This is a genomic window from Vibrio mediterranei, assembly GCF_900088415.1.
Lineage (GTDB): Bacteria > Pseudomonadota > Gammaproteobacteria > Enterobacterales > Vibrionaceae > Vibrio > Vibrio mediterranei.
This window is the reverse complement of sequence record NZ_FLLQ01000002.1, coordinates 711522-728857: the sequence shown is the minus strand read 5'-3', so window position 1 is coordinate 728857 and position 17336 is coordinate 711522. Positions and strand designations below refer to the sequence as shown.

12 protein-coding genes are annotated in these 17336 nt (G+C 45.6%); 7 read left to right on the top strand and 5 right to left on the bottom strand.

All coding sequences use genetic code 11. The features are described from left to right. The first annotated feature begins 62 nt into the window (after positions 1 to 62). From recC to recD, 3 genes are all read left to right on the top strand, one after another. On the top strand, positions 63 to 3539 hold the full coding sequence (recC, locus tag VME0621_RS09465) for an exodeoxyribonuclease V subunit gamma (RefSeq protein ID WP_062458135.1): 3477 nt from the start codon (positions 63 to 65) through the stop codon (positions 3537 to 3539). Positions 3540 to 3785: 246 nt separating this feature from the next. Further along, entirely contained in the window at positions 3786 to 7403 is a 3618-nt protein-coding gene (gene recB / locus VME0621_RS09460; protein ID WP_062458132.1) for an exodeoxyribonuclease V subunit beta, read from the top strand. Next, positions 7403 to 9571: an exodeoxyribonuclease V subunit alpha gene (recD, locus tag VME0621_RS09455; RefSeq protein ID WP_062458129.1), complete on the top strand. Its 2169-nt coding sequence runs from the start codon at positions 7403 to 7405 to the stop codon at positions 9569 to 9571. Before recB ends, recD begins: the two co-directional genes overlap by 1 nt. Positions 9572 to 9638: 67 nt before the next feature. Here the strand turns inward: recD and VME0621_RS09450 are convergent, their stop codons facing one another. Next, positions 9639 to 9818 (bottom strand): hypothetical protein, encoded by a 180-nt coding sequence (locus tag VME0621_RS09450; protein WP_006071100.1) that lies wholly within the window; start codon positions 9816 to 9818, stop codon positions 9639 to 9641. Between the two features lie 198 nt (positions 9819 to 10016). Continuing rightward, a complete protein-coding gene (argA, locus tag VME0621_RS09445; RefSeq protein ID WP_038222242.1) occupies positions 10017 to 11354 on the bottom strand; it encodes an amino-acid N-acetyltransferase in 1338 nt (445 codons plus the stop codon). A 146-nt stretch (positions 11355 to 11500) separates the two neighbouring features. On the opposite strand from argA, the gene VME0621_RS09440 reads away from it, so the two are divergent. From VME0621_RS09440 to csdE, 4 genes are all read left to right on the top strand, one after another. Continuing rightward, on the top strand, positions 11501 to 11947 hold the full coding sequence (locus tag VME0621_RS09440; protein ID WP_006071103.1) for a DUF2850 domain-containing protein: 447 nt from the start codon (positions 11501 to 11503) through the stop codon (positions 11945 to 11947). A 70-nt stretch (positions 11948 to 12017) separates the two neighbouring features. After that, positions 12018 to 13115: a murein transglycosylase A gene (mltA, locus tag VME0621_RS09435; protein WP_038222258.1), complete on the top strand. Its 1098-nt coding sequence runs from the start codon at positions 12018 to 12020 to the stop codon at positions 13113 to 13115. A 106-nt stretch (positions 13116 to 13221) separates the two neighbouring features. Next, positions 13222 to 14034 carry a tRNA cyclic N6-threonylcarbamoyladenosine(37) synthase TcdA gene (gene tcdA / locus VME0621_RS09430; protein WP_006071107.1) on the top strand — a complete coding sequence of 271 codons (813 nt, stop codon included), beginning with the start codon at positions 13222 to 13224 and terminating at the stop codon, positions 14032 to 14034. A 9-nt stretch (positions 14035 to 14043) separates the two neighbouring features. Beyond that, entirely contained in the window at positions 14044 to 14475 is a 432-nt protein-coding gene (csdE, locus tag VME0621_RS09425; protein ID WP_062458125.1) for a cysteine desulfurase sulfur acceptor subunit CsdE, read from the top strand. A gap of 81 nt (positions 14476 to 14556) precedes the next feature. On the opposite strand, the gene csdA is transcribed toward csdE, so the two are convergent. From csdA to panE, 3 genes are read right to left on the bottom strand one after another with little or no spacing between them, the layout of a single operon-like run. Further along, on the bottom strand, positions 14557 to 15756 hold the full coding sequence (csdA, locus tag VME0621_RS09420) for a cysteine desulfurase CsdA (protein ID WP_062458122.1): 1200 nt from the start codon (positions 15754 to 15756) through the stop codon (positions 14557 to 14559). After that, complete coding sequence (locus VME0621_RS09415) at positions 15749 to 16354, bottom strand: DJ-1 family glyoxalase III (protein ID WP_006071112.1); 606 nt, start codon at positions 16352 to 16354, stop codon at positions 15749 to 15751. Before VME0621_RS09415 ends, csdA begins: the two co-directional genes overlap by 8 nt. Continuing rightward, positions 16347 to 17240 carry a 2-dehydropantoate 2-reductase gene (panE, locus tag VME0621_RS09410; RefSeq protein WP_062458119.1) on the bottom strand — a complete coding sequence of 298 codons (894 nt, stop codon included), beginning with the start codon at positions 17238 to 17240 and terminating at the stop codon, positions 16347 to 16349. Before panE ends, VME0621_RS09415 begins: the two co-directional genes overlap by 8 nt. Positions 17241 to 17336: the final 96 nt, after the last annotated feature.

Genomic DNA, 17336 nt, shown 5'->3' with positions numbered 1-17336 from the left:
TTAGAACTGAAGTTAATGTGTTAATCTTGAGTGAGGACAATTAGTTAAAGGCGCGCGGCAACGTGTTCACCGTTTATCACTCAAATCAAATCGATGTATTGAAATCTCTGCTGGTGCAATTAATCAAAATTGACCCACTAGAGAATCCATTTGAAAAAGAACAGATTCTTGTGCAAAGTCCAGGTATGTCACAATGGCTGAAAATGGCGCTGGCACAAGAATTTGGCATTGCTGCCAATATCGACTTTCCACTTCCCGCGACGTTTATTTGGGACCGATTTGTTCAAGTCTTGGATGAGGTGCCCAAGCGCAGTGCATTCAATAAAGAAGCGATGACATGGAAAATCATGCATCTGTTACCGCTTCATCTCAATGACCCAGACTTTGCTCCGCTCGCTCAGTACCTTTCCGATGATGCCGATGCCTCGAAACGCTATCAATTGGCAGAAAAAATCGCCGATATCTATGACGGCTATTTGGTTTATCGACCAGAGTGGATAGCGGCATGGGAAGCGGGGGAACCTGTCGTTGAACTAGAAGAGCAGCAGCCTTGGCAACCTAAGCTATGGCAGGCGTTGTATGATCATACGGTAGCGTTAGGTCAGTCACCTTACCACCGTGCTAACCTCTATGAACACTTTATTGATGCCTTAACACACAATGTGGATGTGAAGTCGCATGGTTTAGATAAGCTGCCTAAGCGTTTATTTGTTTTCGGCATTTCTTCTTTGCCTCCGCGATATTTGGACGCACTTAAGGCGCTCGGGCAGCATATTGATGTGCATCTGATGTTCACCAACCCTTGTCGTTACTACTGGGGTGAAGTGCGGGACAGAAAATATCTTTCTAAGCTTGCTGCCAACAAGCGTAAGCACTTACAACAAATTGCTGATGTGGCACATTCTGACGATATGTCGATGGTGGAGCAGCTTAAAGGCTCTATCGATCAAAATATCGAAGATGAACTGCATATCTCTGAAGTTGGTAACAGCTTACTAGCGTCTATGGGTAAGTTAGGAAGGGATAATCTCTATCTTCTTTCACAGCTGGAGTCGAACGAAATAGAAGCATTTGTTGATGGACAGCGAACGACGTTGTTGGAGAATATCCAAGCGGATATTTTGAACTTAGAAGAACACCAAGATGATCAGTTGTTGCTAAGTTCTCAACATAAGCCAACCATTTCACCTCAAGATCATTCACTATCTTTACACGTTTGCCACAGTCCAATGCGTGAAGTGGAAGTGTTGCATGATAACTTGCTAGCGATGTTTGATCGTAACCCCGATCTCAAGCCGCGTGATGTAATTGTCATGGTAGCCGACATCAACGCTTATAGCCCTGCGATTCAGGCGGTATTTGGTAATGCTTCCGGTGAGCGCTACATTCCATTTTCGATCTCGGACCGAACGGCAGACAAAGAAAGCCCTTTATTGAATGCTTTTAACCTATTATTGCAGTTACCTGAGTTGCGTTGTTCCAGTAGTGAGTTACTTGAATTGCTTGAGGTACCTGCTATTTTGCAGCGATTCAATATCAGTGACAGTGAATTTGCTACATTAAAACTTTGGGTCGAAGAGGCTCAGATACGTTGGGGTTTGGATAACCACACTGCCAGTGAGTTCGACTTACCTGAATTTGAGCAAAACTCATGGATGTTCGGTATTTCTCGAATGCTGGCCGGGTATGCTATCAGCGAACAAGCAGGCTTGTTTGAGTTTGAGCATGGCACCATTGCGCCTTATGAGCAGACTCAAGGTATGCAAGCCGAAAGTGCAGGAAAACTGGCACAGTTTATTGACACTATTACCAAGTATCGAGCATTGCTTGCCAAATCCGCGCCAATAGATACATGGCAAACCCACATTAATGCCTTGTTGGATGATTTCTTTGATGTTGATCTAGAAGGTGAAGTGGTTGTAAAAGCGATTCGTGACACGCTTTCTGGTCTCAAAGAACAGCTTCAAGATGCTTGCTATAGCGAACCACTTGCACCTCGCATTGTACGCCAATATTTTATCGATAAGCTATCGGGATCACGAGTCAGTCAGCGCTTCCTTGCTGGGCAAGTCAACTTCTGTACCTTAATGCCAATGCGCTCGATACCATTTAAAGCTGTGTGTTTGCTTGGTATGAATGACGGTGTTTACCCGAGAAGTGTTCCACCTGAAAGTTTTGACTTAATGACAGGTCGCACCAAACCGGGAGATCGATCTCGTCGAGATGATGACCGCTATCTATTTTTGGAAGCCTTATTATCGGCACAGCAACAGCTTTATATTAGCTACGTTGGACGCTCTATTCAGGACAACACTGAGCGAGTACCTTCGGTACTAGTATCAGAGCTGGTGGAATATTGTGAGCAAAACTACTGCTTGCAAGGAGATAGTGAATTAAGCGTGGATGAGTCTGGAGCCAAACTTCGCAACAGTTTGGTTCAGGAATACGCGATGGTGCCGTTTAGTGCTTCTCATTTTAAGTCCGCACACAGCTATCAAAGTTATGCCTCTGAGTGGCTACCCGCTGCTTTGCAGCAGCTCAGTAATGTGAGGTTTGACGGTTCAGAGCCATTTACGCTTGAGCCTATTGAACGTGCCGTCGGCAGTATTGTTGAGCTGGAACTTACCGAGTTGCAGCGTTTTTGGCGGTTGCCCGTTCAATATCTATTCAACCGCAGGCTTGAAGTCAGTTTTGATTCACAGCAGTTTACAACCGAAGACGATGAACCTTTTGCGCTTAATGGATTAGAGAGCTTTGTATTGCGAAAAGAGCTACTTGATGTTTTTACCAAATCAGAAGACGGCACTGACTTGCTAACGGCATTTAAATCCGAACAGAAGGCGCAAGGCTATCTACCTATCAATCACTTTGGTGATTTGGAATTTGCATCGAACGTGGCGCAAACTGAAGAACTCGCTAAGGCCGTGAGACCGTTGTCGAATAGAGCACTGGACGATACCGAAATAAACCTGCAATTAACCTTAGGTTCGAGCGCCATTAAGTTACAAGGTTGGGTCACGGGTATTTATGCCTCGGGCTTGCTTAGATACCGCAGTGGGCGTTTGCGTTCTAGTGACTATTTAAGTGCGTGGATTGACCATTTAGCACTGACCCTCGCAGGTCAACCAGCAGCGACCCATATGCTAGCCTACGACAAAAAAGAAGGGGTAGTACATCGTGTCTATCCTCAACTTGATAGCGTTCAAGCGGAACAGTATATGAAGCAATTACTTGAGTTGTTTCTTGGTGGTTTGGATAAACCTCTAGCCTATTTCCCTGAATCGGCATTAGCAGGTATCGAGGCGAACTATAGTCGAGGCAACTGGACTCCGAACGATGAAAAGATGTTGAGTAAAATGGAAGCTCGATTTATCGGTGGTTACATGCAAACGGGAGAGGGCGAGAATCCTTATATTTCTAGAGTCTGGCCTGAATGGAGTGAAGTGCTTGCCAATGATCTCAAGTTAGTCTCGCAGCTCGTGCTAGAAGCCCCAAGAACCCTAAGTATGGATGCTGAAGAGTACTACTCTCATGAATAGGGAAAGTTTCGTGAATTTGGGAAGGCTGCGTGAGCAAGAAAGGGGGCGGCCGCCAGTATTTTTATAGTGTGTAGGGAGATTGCTGTGCGGCCAAGTAGGTCAGAGGGACCAGTTTCTAGGGCGCATAGTAGTGGGAGCAGATAATGAATTCCGTGAATGCGATCGCACCCTGTATAAATGATAGTTTCATCTTATTGATAGAATTAAAGAATTAAGCGTTGGATCACACAGTTGAGTTTAAACACCATGTCACAGAGCCATGAACCAATAGCGTTAGACACCATGCAATTTCCATTGCACGGTGCAAGATTAATAGAAGCGTCAGCGGGTACTGGTAAAACATTTACCATTGCGGGCCTTTATTTGCGCCTACTTCTCGGTCATGGCAGCGACCAAAGTCGTCATAAACAGCCACTAACTGTCGACCAGATCTTAGTCGTAACGTTTACTGAAGCGGCAACGGCTGAGCTTAGAGATCGTATTCGCGCTCGAATTCATCAGGCTCGAATTGCTTTTGCGCGCGGTGATAGTGACGACCCGGTCATTAAACCTCTTCTAGATGACATCACAGATCATCGCTTTGCGGTAGATACTTTGCTTCAGGCAGAACGTCAAATGGACGAAGCGGCGGTGTACACCATCCACGGTTTTTGCCAAAGAATGCTGACACAAAATGCGTTTGAGTCTGGATCTCGATTTAATAATGAATTCATCACCGACGAAAGCCGACTAAAAGCTCAAGTGGTCGCAGATTTTTGGCGCAGTCAGTTTTATCCTCTGGGGTTGGAGCTTGCGAGTGAAGTCCGAAAGCTATGGGCGACGCCAAATGATCTACTCAAAGTCATTGCCAATTACTTGACAGGCCCGGCGCTGTCGCTAACAAATGTCGATGCTTGTAGTGATATTACCCAGCTTCATGCACAGAATTTACAGCGAATCCGAACCCTTAAGTCGGAATGGCTAGCGGTCGCTGACGACATTGTTGGATGTGTGAGTCAATCGGATGTAAACAAACGCAGTTACACTAAAAAGTCACTGCCGACTTGGGTTGAGGCGATTACTGATTGGTCTAAACAAGAAACATTGGACTACTACCTACCAACGCAATTAGAAAAATTCGCTCAAAACGTTCTCACAGAAAAAACGCCTAAAGGCGACGCGCCAACGATGACGATCTTTACTGAGATTGAAGCCTTCTTAGCACAGCCACCTGAGCTCAAAACCTCGTTGTTGGCATTGGCTATTCAGCATTGTCGTCAGCGATTGGCTCTAGCTAAGGAACAAAAGCAATGGCTCTCATTTGATGATTTGCTGACCCATTTGTCGGCGGCTTTGGACAGCGAATCTGGTGACAGTCTGGCGGAAAAAATCCGAACACAATTTCCGGTTGCGATGATCGATGAGTTCCAAGATACGGATCCGCTTCAGTATCAGATATTTAGTCATGTGTACTTAAGTCACGCCGACTGTGGTTGGTTTATGATTGGTGACCCGAAACAGGCGATCTATGGATTTCGTGGCGCTGATATCTTTACTTATATACAAGCTCGAAACCAGGTACAAGACCACTATACGCTAGGTACGAACTGGCGTTCCAGCGAGAGTATGGTCAACGGCGTTAATGCACTGTTTAAGCAGGCAGATTCGGCTTTTCTCTACGATGATGACATTCCGTTTCATGCTGTCAATGCTAGCCCTAAAGCGAGTAAAATGCAGTGGCAGTTTAACGGTGAACATCAAGCGGCAATGCAGTTTTGGCTCCAAGACGCGGAATCCCCCGTTGCTAAAAGTGAGTATGTACCAACGATGGCAGCCGCTACCGCTCAGCACATCAAACAGGTGTTGACCCAGTCCCAAACCGGTAAAGCAGCGCTGATTAATGGTGACAAAAACGAAGCAATTGAAGCGGGCAATATCGCTGTGTTGGTGAGAACTGGTAGTGAAGGTCAGTTGATTAAACAGGCCTTGGCTGAGCGCGGTATCGCTAGTGTTTATCTTTCCAACCGGGATAGCGTTTTTACCAGCGAAATAGCTGATGACTTACTGCGTTTGATGCTGGCAGTTTGGCATCAAGACGATGAAAGAATGCTAAAAAGTGCGTTAGCCTCCCAGCTATTTGCTCTGCCTGCCGTTCAACTGGACAGCCTCAATAATGATGAAAATCTCTGGGAACAAGTGGTTGCTGAATTTCGTGACTATCGCCAACAGTGGATATCGCGCGGTATTTTACCAATGCTGCGTTCAGTATTGTTTAAGCGAGAAATCTCCAACCGATTGTTGTCTACTGATGGTGGTGAGCGATTACTTACCGACTATCTCCACTTGGGCGAACTGCTGCAAGCAGCAAGACAAGATATGGAGAGCGACAGTGCATTACTACGTTGGTTGGGGCAAGCGATAGAGGATGCCAAGCAAGGATTAGGCTCTAGTGATGAGCATATTCAGCGTTTAGAGTCAGAGCGTAATCTCGTTCAGATTATCACTATTCATAAGTCAAAGGGTTTGGAATACGACTTGGTTTATTTGCCGTTTGTGGTGAATTATCGAGAAGCGATGGAAGCCAAGTATTATGATGCCGAAAGCCAATCATCGGTACTCGATCTACGTCAATCATCAGCCTCTATGGCACAAGCCGATAAAGAGCGGCTTGCCGAAGATTTGCGCCTCATCTATGTGGCATTAACTCGTGCAGTTTATGGTTGTTTTATCGGGATGGCGCCACTGAGAAATGGCCGCTCAACCAAGGAGCCAACTGGAGTTCATCACAGCGCAATAGGGCATCTAATCCAAAATGGTCAAGAAATGGGAGTGAGCGAGTTAAGTTCTGCGCTCAATCAGCTTGCCAATGCTTCTCAAGCTATCGCTATCACAGAGGTACCAGAACTTGATGAGGAGCGTTATCAAGAGTTGGCGCAACCGACCGAAGAGCTCGTCGCTAAAGCTCAATCAATGGCCATTGATCGTGACTGGCGAATCACCAGTTATTCAGCCCTTGTAAAACAGAGCCATCATAGCAACGATAGTGAGGTGTTTATTGAAGCATCTGGACTTGATATCGATTCATCCGAAGAGCATGAAGTCGACGTGTTATTGGAACCAGAAAAAACCATTTTTCATTTTCCTAAAGGGGCGCGTCCCGGCACGTTTTTACATACCGTGTTTGAAGAAATCGAATTTACCGAGCCCGCGACATCACTACAAAATAGCGAGGTTATTCGACAGCTTCTCGAGCGAGAGCAATACGATGCAGAATGGTTACCGGTGATTCAGCAACTTGTCGATCAGGTCATGAATACGGTGCTAGATGGTGAAGCGCTGTACTTAAGGGATAAGGACTCTATGCAACGTTTGGTGGAAATGGAATTTCTTTTGCCGATTGAAGTGCTTGATGCGGTGTCATTAAACCGTGTTATACAACGCTACGATGCGTTATCCGCTAAGGCGAGCGAACTGGGCTTTTACACCGTTAAAGGCATGCTTAAAGGTTTTATTGACCTAGTGTTCGAACATCAAGGTAAGTACTATGTGCTCGACTGGAAATCTAACCATTTAGGTGATGAAGCAGAGCGTTATCAAAAACATCAACTCGATAACGCTATGGTTGATCATCGCTATGATCTCCAATACCAAATTTATGCACTAGCGCTGCATCGGTTCTTGAAAACCCGTATCTCTGATTACGATTATGACCAGCATTTTGGCGGCGTGTTTTATCTCTTTTTACGTGGTGTTAGGCCCGACTCTGACTCCGGTATTTTTAGTGCTAGGCCCGACAAAGCCATGATAGAAGCATTAGATGGGCTTATTTCAGGAGAGTCTTTGCAATTAGATGAGACAAATGAGCAAATGGGGTTAGGATTCTGATGGCAATGGTATTAAAAAACTTCTCCGAATGGGTCACGTATCTAGCGGAAAAAAATGTCTTGAGACCGCTGGATTTTCAGTTTGCGAAGTTTATCTCTTCCATTGAGCAACAGCATCGAGATCCGTTGATGTGGTTAGCTGCGGTTACAAGCTACCAATTAGGTCAAGGGCATATTTGCGTCAACCTTGATGCAGATGAGCAAGTCTCTCTGCCGATGCCAAGCTTGATCGGTTTGTACGGTGAAGCTGCTGAGTCGCTAGAGTGCATGGTGAATCAAGTCGATTGGCAAAAGGTAATGACGGAGGCGTCTACGGTTACCTGTTTGTCTCCAAACGACATTATGACATCGGCGGTCACGCCATTGGTTTGGCAGCAAAATAGATTATATCTACAGCGTTATTACTACTTTGAGCAGACGATCGCTACTCGCCTCCATGCCATGGCTGAACCGATTTCCATTGAGAGAAATGCGCTGCAAAGCGTCGCAAAGATGTTAGACCGCCTATTCACGCGTGAGTACCACTATCTTTATTCCGCTTTGTCTGCTCTACCCGCAGAGCAGAATAATCAGGTTATGCGTCAGCAAGTTATCTGCGATTTTCTCGATGTGGTTAAGCCGGAATCTATCGATTGGCAATATGTTGACGATATAGTCACGCAAGCGACAAACGTAAAAGCACTTCAAGGTTTGGATGATGCTATTCCATTATCTCTGTGTTTAAACTGGCAAAAAGTAGCAGCCGCAGTTGCGCTTACACGTCGATTCGCGGTGATATCAGGTGGTCCCGGTACTGGCAAAACTACGACGGTAACTAAGTTGTTAGCTGCGATGGTACATCAGGCGAATCAAGCCGGTGAATCACCTTCAATTAAGCTGGTGGCGCCAACGGGGAAGGCGGCAGCTCGTTTGACGGAATCCATAGGTAAAGCGGTAGACTCGTTAACTGTGGAGCCAGAAATTAAGCAGCAAATTCCAACGGAGTCGAGCACGCTACATCGCTTGCTCGGTGCAATCCCCGGTCGCGTTGAGTTTCGACATAACAACGCTAACCCATTGCATTTAGATGTGTTGGTTCTCGATGAAGCGTCTATGGTGGATCTGCCGATGATGCATCGTCTATTGGATGCGTTACCGGCGCATGCTCGACTTATTCTTCTTGGAGACAAAGACCAGCTAGCCTCAGTGGAAGCCGGAGCAGTGTTGTCGGACATTTGTGACTTTGCTCAGTTTGGTTATAGCAGTCAGCAAAATGATTTGATTCAAGCGTTAACGCAGTTTGATTGCCGATTAGCTGGCAAAGTGGAATCTTCAAAATCCACCTCAGCATTGGTTGATAGTTTGTGTGTGCTACAAAAAAGTTATCGTTTTGATGCAAGGTCTGGCATCGGTCAACTGGCTAAGCAAGTTAACTCGGCAAATAGCTACGGTTTTGATCAGGTCTGGAACAAAACATTTGATGATATTGAATGGCTAGCCTTAAGCGCGGATAGCTATCAACAGTTAGTTGATAAGCTAGTACGTACTTACAAAGATTACCTGACGCTATTGGTGCGTGCCAATCCGCACGGAGAAGAACTGCAAAGTGCTGAAACGTTGTCACATTGGCAGCAGCGTTTGGCGAGAGAGGTGCTCTCCAGTTTTGCCCAAAGCCGATTATTGTGTGCGGTGCGTGAAGGCGACTTTGGGGTATCGGGGCTTAACCAGCGAATCGAAAAACGTTTAAAGCAGCGCGGACTCATTTCAAGAGGCGATGAAGCGTGGTATATCGGTCGCCCTGTTATGGTGACAAGGAACGATCATGGTCTTGGCTTATTTAACGGTGATATCGGCATTTGTATGTGGGACCATTGCGCTGAGACACCAAGGCTGAAAGTATTTTTTGAATTGCCTGATGGTAGTATTAAGTCTGTGCTGCCGAGCCGTATGCCTGAGCATGAGACGGCTTATGCGATGACGATTCATAAGTCTCAAGGCAGTGAGTTTTCTCATACGTTTATGATTTTACCAGCCGACTTCTCGCCCTTGTTGACTAAAGAGCTTATCTACACTGGCATTACTCGAGCGAAAAAACAGTTCACTTTGGTGGCTGATCAGCGAGTCGTGAATCGAGGTATTCGCCATAAAACGTTACGACATAGTGGTTTAGCGAAGCGATTAGTGAACTAAAACGTAAGAAAGAGAGGGATACAGTGAGTGGTTTTCCACCATCCATGGCGGTAGATGCCCAAAGCCTTTAGTTAAAGACTTCTGAATACGTGATTTGGTTGATTCGATACTGTTGTTGGTAAATCTTCATTAGAGACTTTACCTTGTCAGTTACCGGAAACACGCAATGGACATTGTGTCCTTCTAAGAACTGGTTTTCAGCCATATCCCAGAAGCTCTGAATGGAATTGCAAATAACTGTACGCATAGATGTCACTCTTAAAGTTGTCGTGGCACACCTAGCTATCCTTGCATTCCCCAAAAAGCACTATGTATTTGGGAGTCCCATCACAAAAATGCCTGTGATTTGAGCGAATTTTAGACAGTAATCTTTGAGAAGTAAAATAATTTGTGAATTTTATTGATAGCAATCGATTTCATAAAATCGACTGCTATCGAGCTATGATTAAACTGCTACAGACAAGATCTTTGATTTGCGCTGTAGGTTGTACAAATCTTGTTTAGCCATTGGCAGGGATTCTACACCGATCTCTAAGAATCCTTGCTCTCTAAACCAGTGCAAGCTATGAGTGGTTAGCACAAAGATCTGCTCTATCCCTTTCATCTTTGATTGTTGTTTCATGTGATTGAGTAATAACACGCCACGGTTGCCATCACGATAATCGGGATGAATAGCGACACAGGCCATTTCTGCCATCTTTTCATGTAGATATGGATAAAGTGCCGCACAGCCAATGATCAACCCATCTTTTTCTATGATGGTAAACTGATGGATTTCCTGCTCAAGTTGCTCGCGCGAACGACGAACTAAAATACCTTTTTCTTCAAGCGGGCGAATCAAATCAAAAATACCGCCAATATCATCAATATCGGCCTGTCGAACTTGTTCGGCACTGGCCATGACTATTTGCGTTCCGATACCGTCAAGAGAGAATAGCTCTTGTATCAATGCGCCATCAATTTTATAGCTGATAAGGTGACAACGAGGAACACCCGCGCGACAAGCCGACTGAGCGCCACGTAAAAAACGTAGCGTACCGCTGCTTTCACCCTCGTTAACGCGTTCTTTATCCTCGAACTGCTCGATAAGTTGATTGACCTCGGCAGGGAATAGTTCTGCAATAGCATTTCCATTTTCATCCAGCACGCCTTGCTCGGAACAAAAACCAATTAATTTATCGGCATTTAATTTTATTGCGACTTGGGTCGCCACTTCTTCTGAGAGAAGGTTAAAAGTTTCGCCTGTGACAGAGCCGGCAACCGGACCAAGAAGTACAATAGAACCTTGATCGAGTACTTGGTTGATTCCTTGGATATCGATACGACGGACTCGCCCACTGTGACAGTAGTCGATGCCATTATCGACTCCAAGAGGTTGCGCGATAACGAAGTTGCCACTGATGACGTTAAGTTGATTGCCTGCCATAGGAGTATTATTAAGACTCATAGACAGGCGAGCGGTGATGTCGAGTTGCAATCTTCCCGTCGCTTGCATCACGTAATCGAGACATTTTTCCGTCGTGACACGTGTTCCCTTGTGGTAAGGACAATGGCAATCATTTTGCTCCAGTAATTGGTTTATCTGTGGTCTCGCGCCGTGGACGAGAACCAGTTTGACACCGAGGCTGTGCAGTAAGGCAATGTCGCTGACGATATTGGTGAAGTTTTTATCGGAAAACGCTTCGCCACCTAACATAATGACCATGGTCTTGTTACGGTGTGCATTAACATAAGGTGTGGACTGCCTAAATCCTTTAACTAAGGCGGTACTACGAATCTTCACGCGGCTTACTCTTGGTTTATTTATGTTGAAATAATGACTTTTTATTCAGTATTGCGCAAGGTTTAATTTGCGCAGTTTAGGTGATGAGTTGCATGATTGGATTTGCAGTGACAATATGGCGCTGTCGATAAATGGTAAGGCTTGGTATGAGTAGCGGTAAGCAAAGCGGTGCAGTCGGAATCAAAGCAGTACCGGCAGCTAGACTAAAACCCAATAAGTGGTTGGAACGAACCTTAATCGTGCTGGCGTTAGTCGGTAGCTTAGCAGTATTAGGATTATATCAAGACTTGTATGACCGTTATCAATCTCATGCGAATCCAAAACAGGCCGTGTACGGTGTTTGGTACGAAAGAGATGCGGCTCCTTTTGCTAGAGATTCCTTCGAGCTTACTCCTGATAAAGTGGTTATCGATAACCGAGTAGTTGCGACAGACTTTGAGCTTACTCGTGATGAATTGTCATTCTATGTTGGTCCTACCTTGTATCGTTATCACATTCTCAATGAAGCTAAAACGGAATTGAGGCAATTATCACCGACTCATTACAATCCCATCTTTGTTTTGTCAGGAAAACACAAAAACAACCTACTATAACGTTCGGTTTTATTGCGCTTTTTTAAAGAGTTTGCCATCCTGAATGCACCACAAATAAGGGATGACTAACTTGATCAAACGTATTCTGCCTCTCGCCTCTGTATTGCTCGTATTTGGCTGCGCACAAACTGACCGCGCTCAGCAATATCAAGATGGCGAATTTACCAAACTGCTTAACAAGACCGAAGTTATCGAGTCGAACCAACCTAGAAACTTCAACTCTTTTGCAAGTCAGGCAGATGAAGTGATTAAGAAGTCGCCGTCGATGGCTAAAATCTATCAGCCTTTGTATGAGCAACTAGAGGCGTGGGCGATCCAAAGTGGCGATCCAGCGCAACTGGCAAATTTTGGTGTGCAAGCGGCCCAATTAGGGGGCGGCGATAACAAAGGTAATGTGTTATTTACAGGCTATTTTTCGCCAGTGATGGAACTGCGTCACAAGCCAGATGAAACCTTCCGCTATCCGGTCTATGCCTTACCAGATTGTTCGCAAGACTGCCCAACTCGAGCTGAAATCTACGGTGGTGCGCTTAATGGTCAAGGTTTAGAGCTTGGCTATGCAAGCAACTTGATTGATCCATTCATTATGGAAGTGCAGGGTAGTGGCTTTGTTCATTTTGAAGATGATGACACGCTCGAATATTTCGCCTATGCCGGCAAAAACAACAAGGCGTACGTGAGTATCGGACGTGTGCTTATTGAACGCGGTGAAGTACCAAAAGAAAAGATGTCGCTTAAAGCCATCAAAGATTGGGTGATGCAGCAAGATGAGCAGACCGTGCAAGAGCTACTAGAGCAAAATACCTCGTATGTGTTCTTCCAGCCTCAAGATGCCGCACCGGTGACGGGTACGGCTGGCATTCCATTATTGCCAATGGCGTCGGTAGCGGGTGATCGCTCAGCATTTCCAATGGGAACACCAATCCTTGCAGAAGTACCGCTGTTGAATGCGGATGGTACGTGGAGTGGTGCCCATGAATTACGTCTATTGATTGTGCTTGATACTGGTGGGGCGGTAAAAGGAAATCACTTCGACTTATATCATGGGATGGGTGATTTTGCGGGTACACAGGCTGGTCACTATAAGCACTTTGGTCGAGTTTGGAAGCTTGGTCTAGAAAACTCGGCGACAGAGAGTCCTTGGGCATTGCCACCTGAGAAAAAGTAACATTGAGAAAATAGTACGAGCGTGTTTCGTACATAGTTGACCTTTTTACTAAGAGTGCGTATAAATCGCACTCTTTCTTTTTTCTCCGAGACAAGTTAGGTAACCCATGCGAGAACTTAACCAACCAGCTTCTGATAGCTACAATCAAAGATTTGGCGGCACGCGCAGACTATACGGCAACAGTGAGGTCGAGATCTTACGTGCGGCGCATATTTGTGTGGTAGGAATTGGTGGTGTGGGTTCATGGGCGGTTGAAGCGCTTGCAAGAACTGGCGTGGGTGAGCTGACTCTTATCGATATGGATGACGTTTGTGTGACCAACATTAATCGCCAAATCCATGCGATGTCAGGTACTGTTGGTCAGAGCAAAATTGAAGTTATGGCTGAGCGGGTAAAATTGATTAACCCCGAATGCAAAGTTAATTTGATTGATGACTTTATTACAGCAGACAATGTCTCGGAATACATCAGTAAAGACTTTGACTATGTACTGGATGCCATTGACAGCATTAAACCTAAGGCAGCGCTATTGGCCTACTGTCGTAGCAACAAAATCAAAGTTGTGACCACTGGTGGAGCTGGTGGACAGACCGATCCAACACAAATTATGGTGGCGGATCTGACAAAAACGATTCAAGACCCGTTAGCTAAGAAACTCAAAGACACTTTGCGTCGTCATCACAACTTCAGTAAGAACCCTGCACGTAAGTTTGGCATTGACTGCGTATTTTCTACGGAGCAGCTTAAATACCCTCAAGCTGATGGTTCTGTCTGTGGAGTGAAGTCTACGGCGGAAGGGCCAAAACGTATGGATTGTGCAAGTGGTTTTGGCGCGGCTACGGTAGTGACTGCGACATTTGGCTTTGTTGCGGTGTCTCGTATCGTTGAGAAGCTTATTCAGAAATACGCGCAGAAATAGAGGCCGCTTATGTCATCAGGTAACAACAACCCATTTGGATTGGAAATCAACGCACAAGATGTTGTTGACGCCATGGCTCAATTGAAAGGTTGGGAAGATCGCTATCGACAGGTTATTCAGTGGGGTAAGAAGTTGCCAGTATTGGATGAATCTCTCAAGCAGGATCAGGTTCTAGTTGCTGGCTGCGAAAGCTCAGTATGGTTAGTACTTACCCAGCAAGAGGGCAAATGGCAGATTCAGGCAGATTCTGATGCGCGAATCGTTCGTGGCTTGATCGCTATCGTTTTGGCAGCTTTCAATGGTAAAACATCGGAGCAAATATTGGCGTTCGACTTGGATGAGTATTTCGCACAGTTAAACCTCATCAATCATCTTAGTCCATCTCGCGGTAATGGCTTGAAAGCCATTGTTGATGTCATTAAGTCTAAAGCGTCAGAGTAATTGGTTATAAATAAGGTCGACTCACATTCGTTAGTCGACCTTATTATTGAAGCGATGTTGTTGAAGTTTGAAACGTTATCGTTACAGCATATCCACCGCTTTAGTTAGTGCGATAAGAAATCTCTCTACATCTTCTTTTGTGTTGTAAATAGCAAAAGATGCTCGAACTGTTCCCTTCACACCAAGCGCATCCATTAATGGATGAGCACAGTGATGACCAGCTCTTACTGCAATGTTCTGTTGATCTAACAGCGTGGCGATATCTTGATGGTGAACGCCATCCATCACAAAAGTGATGACGCTTGCACCAGGTTGGTAACCAATGATGCGAATATCCTCTAAGGCGCTTAAACCCTGAAAAGCTTGATGTTGTAGGTCACTGATGTGACTCTCCAGTAGTTGACGGTCATAGCTTGATAGCCAATCTATGGCACAAGCTAGTGCTAAGGCTCCTGCCACATTCGGAGTCCCAGCTTCAAACTTTCCGGGTAGTTGACTAAATGTGGTGCCTTCAAAAGACACTTTTTCCACCATCTTGCCACCACCATGCCAAGGCGGCATAGCTTCCAGTAGGGCTAGCTTGCCATACAGCACCCCAATACCAGCTGGTGCATACAGTTTATGTCCTGAAAAGACGTAGAAATCAGCATCCAACGCTTGTACATCCGTTTGCTGATGAACAATACCTTGCGCACCGTCGACTATGATAATGGCATCGGTGTTAGCCCGGGTTAGCGTTACAATCTTATCTAGCGGCAGAGCAGTTCCAGTAACATTAGTGACTTGCGTAGTGGCGACAATTTTCGTTCTCGGGTTGAGTAGCGCCTCAAACGCATTAAGATCAAAGTGACATTCTGGTGTTATTGGAATCTTAACAACCTTCGCGCCAGTTTGCTCAGCAACGATTTGCCACGGGACAATATTTGCATGATGTTCCATCTCAGAAACCAGAATCTCGTCCCCTGGTTGTAGGGTGCTTCGAGCGTAAGTCTGTGCGATAAGATTGAGTGCTTCGGTTGCCCCTCGTGTCCAGATGATCTCTTTACTAGAAGCCGCATTAATAAAGCGCGCCACGGTTTCTCTCGCTGCTTCAAAGCGCTCGGTTGCAACTGCGGTGAGTGAATGTGAACCACGATGGACGTTGGCGTTTTGGTTACCATAATACTGAGTGATACAGTCGATTACAGCTTGCGGTTTTTGTGTCGTTGCCGCACTGTCCAGATAAACCAAATCGCCATCAATAGCTGGGAACTGGGCCCGAATGTTGAGTAACTCACTCATCGTATTTACCCATTTTATGATAGTGAAGAGTCGGGTTGGTGATCATAGGCTCAGCCACTTGCCAGGCTTTTTCTTTACCACATAAGGCGATGATAATTTCAATCGCAAATTCGAGGGCGGTTCCAGGGCCTTGGCTTGTGATAAGGTTGTGGTTGATATCAATTGTTACTCGTTTGCTGCGCCAGCGGTTTTCTGGGATATGTGATTGAAAACTTGGGTGGCCAGTCATCAGCGCATTCGGGTAAAGCTGGTGATGTTGCAACACCAATGCAGGAGCTGCGCAGATAGCACCAACCAGTTTGCCGTCGTATTGGTGTTGGCGAACCATTTCGACTAATAATGTGCTGTCTCGAAATGTTTCGGCGCCGCCTACACCGCCTGGTAAGGCGATAACATCGAACTCTTCATCGGCGACATCGACCAGCCTGCAATCCGCAGTCAGGGTGACACCACGTGACGCTTTCATCGTCAGCGCGCCATCAAATGCCGCGCTAGCGACGGTCACGTTGAAACCTGCACGCACCATAATGTCGATGATGGTAATCGCTTCCATCTCTTCGGTGCCTGGCGCTATGGGAACAAGGATTTTCTTAGTCATGTTGATTCCAACTTGATTCGATCTGTTTAATTTGATGATACAGGGCTAGGTTGGTGGGAACAGCAATACCGTATCGCTTTGAAATAGAGACCACATAGCCGGTAATATAATCAATTTCGCTTTGTCTTTTATTATAAATGTCTTGATGCATGGATGAGTAGTTTTGCGCAGTGGCATGGATGACTTTGTAGACGGTATCCAACATCTCTTCTGCTTTAAGAGTCACTCCTACTTTGTTTGCACACTCAGTTGCTTCGCGCACTACCATGGCGATCTGTTGCTGATAATCTTTATGAGCCAGTCCACCATTTTGACAGTTGTTGATAGCTGTTAATGGGTTTATGGCGCAGTTAATAACAAGTTTGCTCCATAGTGCAGTTTGAATTTCAGAATTCCAAACTACTGGTTTAAAAGCATGGTCGAGAACGTCGGCGATAAAGGAACAACGTGAGCCTTTGTCATTCCAGGCCCCAATAAAGGTCTGGCCTAGGCCAGTATGGCGTACTTGTGAGCTTGATAGTTTAAGCGCGCCGTGAGTAGAAGTACCAAGTAACACTGGGTGGTGATTAACGGCGGTTTCTAAGTGCTCAACGGTGCCCATACCATTGTGAAGAAAGAGCAAGATGGTATCGCTATTTAAATGTTTCAGTAGTGGCTTTAAAGCCAATTCCACTTGCCATGCTTTCAATGTAACGATAACAAGATCACTCGCTTTAAGTGAGGTAATATCGCAATTGGGTAAGTGGATAGCACTACCACCATCTAGCTCGATGGCTACGGTATCTTGAGGTGAACGCCCCCAAACCGAAGCTCGATGCCCTGCCTGATGAAGCTTATAAGCGTACAAAGAGCCAATGGCGCCGGGGCCTAAAATAGTAATATTCACAATAGCTATGTAATCGTGGAAAGAGAGGGTAGAAGAATAGCAAATTTAGCTGTGGTTTTCGAAAGCTATGTTAGCGAGTTGGTGATACAAAAAATG

Coding starts and splice junctions, on each gene's coding strand:
- VME0621_RS09415 (WP_006071112.1), bottom strand. CDS start 16,354: ATGACTAAGAAAATCCTTGTTCCCATAGCGCCAGGCACCGAAGAGATG.
- VME0621_RS09440 (WP_006071103.1), top strand. CDS start 11,501: ATGAGTAGCGGTAAGCAAAGCGGTGCAGTCGGAATCAAAGCAGTACCG.
- recD (WP_062458129.1), top strand. CDS start 7,403: ATGGCAATGGTATTAAAAAACTTCTCCGAATGGGTCACGTATCTAGCG.
- csdA (WP_062458122.1), bottom strand. CDS start 15,756: ATGAGTGAGTTACTCAACATTCGGGCCCAGTTCCCAGCTATTGATGGC.
- csdE (WP_062458125.1), top strand. CDS start 14,044: ATGTCATCAGGTAACAACAACCCATTTGGATTGGAAATCAACGCACAA.
- recB (WP_062458132.1), top strand. CDS start 3,786: ATGTCACAGAGCCATGAACCAATAGCGTTAGACACCATGCAATTTCCA.
- VME0621_RS09450 (WP_006071100.1), bottom strand. CDS start 9,818: ATGCGTACAGTTATTTGCAATTCCATTCAGAGCTTCTGGGATATGGCT.
- tcdA (WP_006071107.1), top strand. CDS start 13,222: ATGCGAGAACTTAACCAACCAGCTTCTGATAGCTACAATCAAAGATTT.